The sequence below is a fragment of the Streptococcus sp. 339 genome, from assembly GCF_013277285.1.
GTDB lineage: Bacteria > Bacillota > Bacilli > Lactobacillales > Streptococcaceae > Streptococcus > Streptococcus pseudopneumoniae.
Map to the genome: position 1 here is coordinate 1 of NZ_VMMR01000078.1, position 6,451 is coordinate 6,451.

Below are 6,451 nucleotides of genomic sequence, written 5' to 3' on the forward strand. Positions count from 1 at the left end.
TGATTTTAGTCCAGTATTATATTAAACTTGATTAATCAACTATTGATAAATCAATAGAAAGGAGGAAGAAATGATAGAGATTCAAGATTTACTGTATCAACTCCGCTTGTCTGAGCAAGCGAGTACGCAATTGTTTGAAAAAAGGCTTGGGATTAGTTTGACACGGTATCAGATTTTATTATTTTTGTTGAAGCATTCCCCTTGTAATCAAATAGCGGTTCAGGAGCGTTTGAAGATTGATCAGGCTGCTTTGACACGGCATTTTAAGATTTTAGAAAAGGAAGGTTTGGTGGAGCGTCATCGTAATCCTGAAAATCAGCGAGAAGTCTTGGTAGAGGCTACGAAGTATGCCAAGGAGCAGTTAGTGATGAATCCACCTCTGCAGCATATCAAGGTTAAGAAAGAGATGGAAAGTATCTTAACAGAGTCTGAGAGAACAGAATTCAGCCGTTTATTAAACAAATTGGTTTTGAGCATTGAAAATATAGAAATTTAAGGAGAAATAGATGTCAATTATTACAATTATTTTAGCAACAATCGTTGCTTTGGAGCATTTTTACATTTTTTATTTGGAAAGTATTGCAACGCAATCAGAAGCGACTAGTCGTGTCTTTAACATGGACAGGGAAGAACTAGCTCGTCCGTCGGTAAGTTCACTGTTTAAAAATCAAGGGATTTATAATGCTCTGCTAGGAGTCTTTCTCCTGTATGGGATTTATTTCTCACAGAATTTAGAAATTGTGACTATTTTTGTTTTATTTGTGATTGGTGCTGCGGCTTATGGCTCTCTCACAGCAGATAAGAAAATTATTTTGAAGCAAGGTGAGCCAGCTATTTTAGCCTTGATTAGTATTTTTCTCTTTAAATAAGTTCAAAGGTCAATCTTAGTCTCGCTAGTCCTTTTCACTCCGGAATAAGGGAAATATGTTATACTTGTTTTTAAGAAAAAGTCTCATTGAATTTGTTTTGAGGAGTTAGAAATGAAAGTATTAGTGACAGGTTTTGAGCCCTTTGGAGGGGAAAAGGTTAATCCAGCTTTGGAGGCCATTAAAGGTTTACCAGCTGAAATCCATGGTGCTGAGGTCCGTTGGTTAGAAGTGCCAACAGTCTTTCACAAATCGGCTCAAGTATTGGAAGAAGAGATGAACCGCTATCAACCTGACTTTGTCTTTTGTATTGGCCAAGCAGGTGGAAGATCTAGCTTGACGCCTGAACGAGTGGCTATAAATCAAGACGATGCACGCATTCCTGATAATGATGGTAATCAACCGATTGACCTTTCCATTCGCCAAGACGGTGCTTCGGCCTACTTTAGTAGTTTACCGATTAAAGCGATTGTTCAAGCTATAAAAAAAGAGGGCTTGCCGGCCTCTGTTTCCAATACGGCAGGGACTTTTGTCTGCAACCATTTGATGTATCAGGCCCTCTATTTGGTAGAAAAGAAATTTCCACATGTTAAGGCAGGTTTTATGCATATTCCTTATATGATGGAATAGGTGGTGAATCGACCTACAACTCCAGCTATGAGTTTAGTGGATATTAGGCGAGGGATAGAAGCGGCAATCGGAGCCATTATAGAACATGGAGATCAGGATCTCAAGTTGGTAGGCGGAGAAACTCATTGATAGAAAAAAGCTTGAGGGAAAACCTTCAAGCTTTTGGACGTTTTCGAGCCAATACTGCTCGGTAAAAAATCATTTTATTAATTAATTTGAATGTAGGGTAGGAGTGAAAAACTAGCCCTACCAGGGGTAGTTTAGTTGGTATTTTTTACTAAGTGCTGCTCTAAGTACTGCTCTATAAAAGCTGATTTTAGTACATTGGATATAAGGTAGGAGTAAAAAACTAGCAATGCCAAAGGTAATCCAATTGAGGAAGTACCAAGGAAGAAGCTGTAAATCTAGGACAAAGTGCTGGAACTTGTAGCCCTTCATAAAGGAACGGCTAGTTTTTAGGATTCGTCTTGGTGAGGCCTGTCCTAGGTCTAGACTATAACAGAGAAGAAATTCCACCTGTGAATAGGCATAATACTGTGGAATATAGAGGATATTTCCTACAATGATCAAGATGAGACTTGCAAGAAAGTAGAGTCCAAAGACCATGAGGAAACGCTCGGTTTCAACTGATGAGAGATCTAGATTTGGAAACTCAGGATGTAGGGTGACGAATTTTTGGGCTAAAAAGCTACTATAAAAGAGGAAGTAAATCCCAAGTAAATTAGGGATACTCCATAAAAAGAGATAGAAACGTTTGAGAAGTAGGGTCAAAAAGGTTTGAGAAAAGCGCTCCTCATCAAAGAGAGCTAGGCTGTTTTTTACAGATGGCTCCGTTTTAGAATCTTTCATGAGTGTCAGGGTTGCATAGACGGAACTGGTCAAAAGAATAGTCCCGATAAAGGAGACTAGTAGAGGAAAGAGGTAGGCTTGAAGTATTTGACCAAGTATGCTGAAAAATGGCTGTTCTAAAACAGTCACGTGGATCCGAGATAAGGGATTAAGAAAACCAGATAAGATGACCAGCATACTGGGAAGGATATAGAGGAGAAAGAGACGGGGGGTGTCAGCCTGAAAATGTTTTGACTCCTGACGAATTGTTTTTAAATCAATTTTTGGATAGTTCATTCTCTTATTATACCATAGTTCGTGACAGTTCCAGCTTTTTTTGATAAAATCATACAGTATGCCCTTGGGTACAAAGTATGAACTGGGACTGTCTTTCCCAGCTTCGGAGGTAAAAAATGTCAGATTCACCAATCAAATACCGTTTGATTAAGAAAGAAAAACATACAGGAGCTCGTCTGGGAGAAATCATCACTCCCCACAGCACCTTCCCAACACCTATGTTTATGCCAGTTGGGACTCAAGCCACTGTCAAAACTCAGTCGCCTGAAGAATTGAAGGAGATGGGGTCGGGAATTATCCTATCAAACACTTATCATCTCTGGCTTCGCCCTGGAGATGAACTCATTGCTCGCGCAGGTGGTCTCCACAAGTTCATGAATTGGGACCAGCCTATCTTGACAGATAGTGGTGGTTTTCAGGTTTATTCCTTAGCAGATAGCCGTAATATCACAGAAGAAGGAGTAACCTTTAAAAACCATCTCAATGGTTCTAAGATGTTCCTATCGCCAGAAAAAGCCATCTCTATTCAGAATAATTTGGGTTCAGACATCATGATGTCCTTTGACGAATGTCCTCAGTTTTATCAACCATACGACTACGTTAAGAAATCAATCGAGCGTACCAGCCGTTGGGCTGAGCGTGGTTTGAAAGCTCATCGTCGTCCGCATGACCAAGGATTATTTGGGATTGTGCAGGGGGCTGGATTTGAAGACCTACGTCGCCAATCAGCTCATGACCTTGTCAGCATGGATTTCCCAGGCTACTCTATCGGTGGCTTGGCAGTAGGAGAAACCCACGAAGAGATGAATGCGGTTTTGGACTTCACAACCCAACTGCTTCCTGAAAATAAACCTCGCTATTTGATGGGTGTCGGAGCGCCAGATAGCTTGATTGATGGGGTCATTCGTGGGGTGGATATGTTTGACTGTGTCTTGCCGACTCGTATCGCTCGTAACGGGACTTGTATGACCAGTCAGGGACGTTTGGTTGTCAAAAATGCCCAGTTTGCTGAGGACTTTACGCCACTGGATCCTGAGTGTGATTGCTACACATGTAAGAACTACACACGCGCCTACCTTCGTCACCTACTCAAAGCTGATGAAACCTTCGGTATCCGCTTAACTAGCTACCATAATCTTTACTTCTTGCTTAACCTGATGAAGCAAGTGCGACAAGCCATCATGGATGACAATCTCTTGGAATTCCGTGAGTATTTTGTGGAAAAATATGGCTATAATAAGTCAGGACGCAATTTCTAAAACGGAATAGATATAAGCTAAAAATCCTAAGTTTTCTCTTAGGATTTTTCTTCTTTTTTTGATAGAATAAAGTGTATAATGAAAGGGAGAATAAACTCGTATGCGCATTAAATGGTTTTCCTTGATTAGGATTACAGGTTTACTACTGGTACTCTTGTATCATTTCTTTCAGACCATCTTTCCTGGAGGATTTTTCGGGGTAGATGTCTTTTTCACATTTTCAGGTTTCCTGATTACGGCTCTACTCATCGAAGAGTTTTCTAAAAATCATGAGATTGACTTGATTGGATTTTTTAGGAGACGCTTTTATCGGATTGTGCCACCTGTGATTTTGATGGTCTTGGTAACCATGCCCTTTACCTTTCTAGTTCGCCAAGATTATGTGGCTGGAATTGGGGGTCAGATTGCGGGTGTTTTAGGCTTTATGACTAACTTCTATGAACTGCTAACAGGTGGGAGTTATGAATCTCAGTTCATTCCTCATTTGTTTGTTCATAATTGGAGCTTGGCCGTTGAGGTTCACTACTATATTCTTTGGGGATTGGCAGTTTGGTTCTTATCCAAACAGTCCAAATCAAATGGTCAGTTGAGGGGAATGGTCTTTCTCTTATCAGCTGCTGCCTTCTTGATCAGCTTCTTCTCCATGTTTATTGGTAGTTTTCTAGTGACCTCTTATTCCTCTGTTTACTTCTCCAGTTTAACTCATGTCTATCCATTCTTTTTGGGAAGTATCCTAGCAACGATTGTAGGCGTTCGTCAGACGACTTCCCTCGTCAAGCAGTTGGATAAAATCTGGGATTTACGCAAGACCCTTTTGGTTTTTGGAGGAGGTTTTGGCTTCTTACTCATTTTGACCTTCTTTGTCAAATTTACCTATCTTTTTGCCTATCTTATGGGCTTCTTACTTGCTAGCCTTGCAGCTCTTGCTATGATTCTGGCGGCGCGTGTCTTACATGAAAAGACACATCATATACAAGAGACAAAGATGATTAGCTTTTTAGCGGATACTAGCTATGCAGTTTATCTCTTCCATTGGCCTTTCTACATCATTTTCTCACAGTTGACCTCAAATCTTCTTGCTGTGTTATTAACTTTGATTTTTTCTTATGGATTTGCCAGTCTTTCATTTTATGTATTGGAACCTTGGATTGCAGGCAAGAACACACCTATTTTACAAACTCTTCGTCCCCTGCCTTATATTCACACAATTCTTGCAACAAGTACGGGAATCTTGGCCTTCATTGTCTTCTTAGTGACTTTGTTGGCACCACAAGTGGGAGCGTTTGAGACAGACTTAACTGTCAATGGCTTGAAGCAAGCTGCTAGTACTATTGCCCAAACAAAAGTGATAGCAGAACGAGCAGAAGCTGATAGTTTAGGAATTGCTGATGGCACTATGTTAATTGGTGACTCGGTGGCTTTAAGGGCAAATACAGCCCTGCAGACAGCTCTTCCTGGAGCACAAATTAACGCGCAGGTCAGCAGAACAACCAAGACTGCCAATGAAATCATGATAAACAATAGCCAAAATAAATTTTTACCTAAGATGGTGGTCATTGCGACTGGGGTAAATAATCCTGAAAATTACAAGGAAGACTGGGACAGTATCGTGAAAAATCTTCCTAAGGGCCACCATATGGTTTTGGTGACTCCTTATGAGGGAGATAAGACAAAAGAGACCTATGCCATCGTTGAGAAGGCTGCTGCCTACATGAGAGAATTGGCAGAGAAGACACCTTACATCACGATAGCAGATTGGAATCAAGTTGCGAAAGAGCATCCAGAAATTTGGGCAGGAACAGACCAAGTCCATTTCGGAAGTGACACTAGCACTATTGAAGCAGGAGCAAAATTGTATGCAGATACGATTGCCACAGCCTTGAAGACAGCTCAAGACAAGCCAGTCAAATCAAAATAACGTGTATTAAAAAGAGAAGAGTTGGAGAAATCCAACTCTTTTAAAATATCGCATCTCTGTGCCTTTCTTGTGTTTGTGGTTGAACAACAAGTATAACACAGAGGTGTTTTCTTATGTCTACACTTTCAGCTAGTTGAACCATCTAATTTTTAGGAGGGCTGGGTGGCTAACTTCATTATATAACTTTCATTTAGTAAATCGAACGTGAAAATGTCCCATTTGATAAAATAGTCGTATGAAAAGGATCCAACTGAATATGAATGAAACGAAAAAATATCTTGTGATAAAAGCTATAGACCAAGGAAAGAAAACAAAGAATCGAGCCTGTGTCGAACTGAATCTTTCTGAAAGACAAATCAATCGTCTGCTACTAGCCTATCAACAGAAAGGAAAAGAAGCCTTCAGACACGGAAACAGAAATCGAAAACCAAAACATGCAATCCCTGATGAAATCAAAGAACGTGTCCTAAAGAAATACCTCTCCTATGAAACATATAAACCAAATGTCCTTCATTTCTGTGAATTACTAGCTGAAGAAGAGGGAATTCAGCTCTCTGATACAACTGTTAGAAAAATACTCTATAAGGAAAACATCCTCTCTCCCAAGTCTCACAGAAAGACAAAGAAGAGACTAAGAAAACAAGCTAAACTGA

The 6,451-nt window shown here is 40.2% G+C and carries 6 protein-coding genes and 1 pseudogene; 6 read left to right on the plus strand and 1 reads right to left on the minus strand.

The window, feature by feature from the left end; genetic code table 11:
* Positions 1 to 70: 70 nt before the first annotated feature.
* The 3 genes and pseudogenes from HT736_RS08875 to pcp all read left to right on the plus strand — a co-directional run bounded on the left by HT736_RS08875 (position 71) and on the right by pcp (position 1,625).
* Positions 71 to 496 (plus strand): MarR family winged helix-turn-helix transcriptional regulator, encoded by a 426-nt coding sequence (locus HT736_RS08875; protein WP_000570119.1) that lies wholly within the window; start codon positions 71 to 73, stop codon positions 494 to 496.
* A 10-nt stretch (positions 497 to 506) separates the two neighbouring features.
* Positions 507 to 869, plus strand: a complete 363-nt coding sequence (locus HT736_RS08880) for a DUF1304 domain-containing protein (protein WP_000022854.1) — start codon at positions 507 to 509, stop codon at positions 867 to 869.
* A 111-nt stretch (positions 870 to 980) separates the two neighbouring features.
* Positions 981 to 1,625: pseudogene (pcp, locus tag HT736_RS08885) on the plus strand (pyroglutamyl-peptidase I).
* 117 nt (positions 1,626 to 1,742) lie between these two features.
* Here the strand turns inward: pcp and HT736_RS08890 are convergent.
* Positions 1,743 to 2,621 carry a DUF975 family protein gene (locus HT736_RS08890; RefSeq protein ID WP_001108855.1) on the minus strand — a complete coding sequence of 293 codons (879 nt, stop codon included), beginning with the start codon at positions 2,619 to 2,621 and terminating at the stop codon, positions 1,743 to 1,745.
* Between the two features lie 116 nt (positions 2,622 to 2,737).
* Here HT736_RS08890 and tgt point away from each other — a divergent pair, with 116 nt between their 5' ends.
* The 3 genes from tgt to HT736_RS08905 form a co-directional block, all read left to right on the plus strand.
* Positions 2,738 to 3,880: a tRNA guanosine(34) transglycosylase Tgt gene (tgt, locus tag HT736_RS08895; RefSeq protein ID WP_001285257.1), complete on the plus strand. Its 1,143-nt coding sequence runs from the start codon at positions 2,738 to 2,740 to the stop codon at positions 3,878 to 3,880.
* Between the two features lie 100 nt (positions 3,881 to 3,980).
* Complete coding sequence (locus tag HT736_RS08900) at positions 3,981 to 5,798, plus strand: acyltransferase family protein (protein ID WP_001220862.1); 1,818 nt, start codon at positions 3,981 to 3,983, stop codon at positions 5,796 to 5,798.
* Between the two features lie 256 nt (positions 5,799 to 6,054).
* The coding region (locus HT736_RS08905; RefSeq protein ID WP_172922748.1) for a helix-turn-helix domain-containing protein at positions 6,055 to 6,451 on the plus strand (397 nt) is incomplete at its 3' end.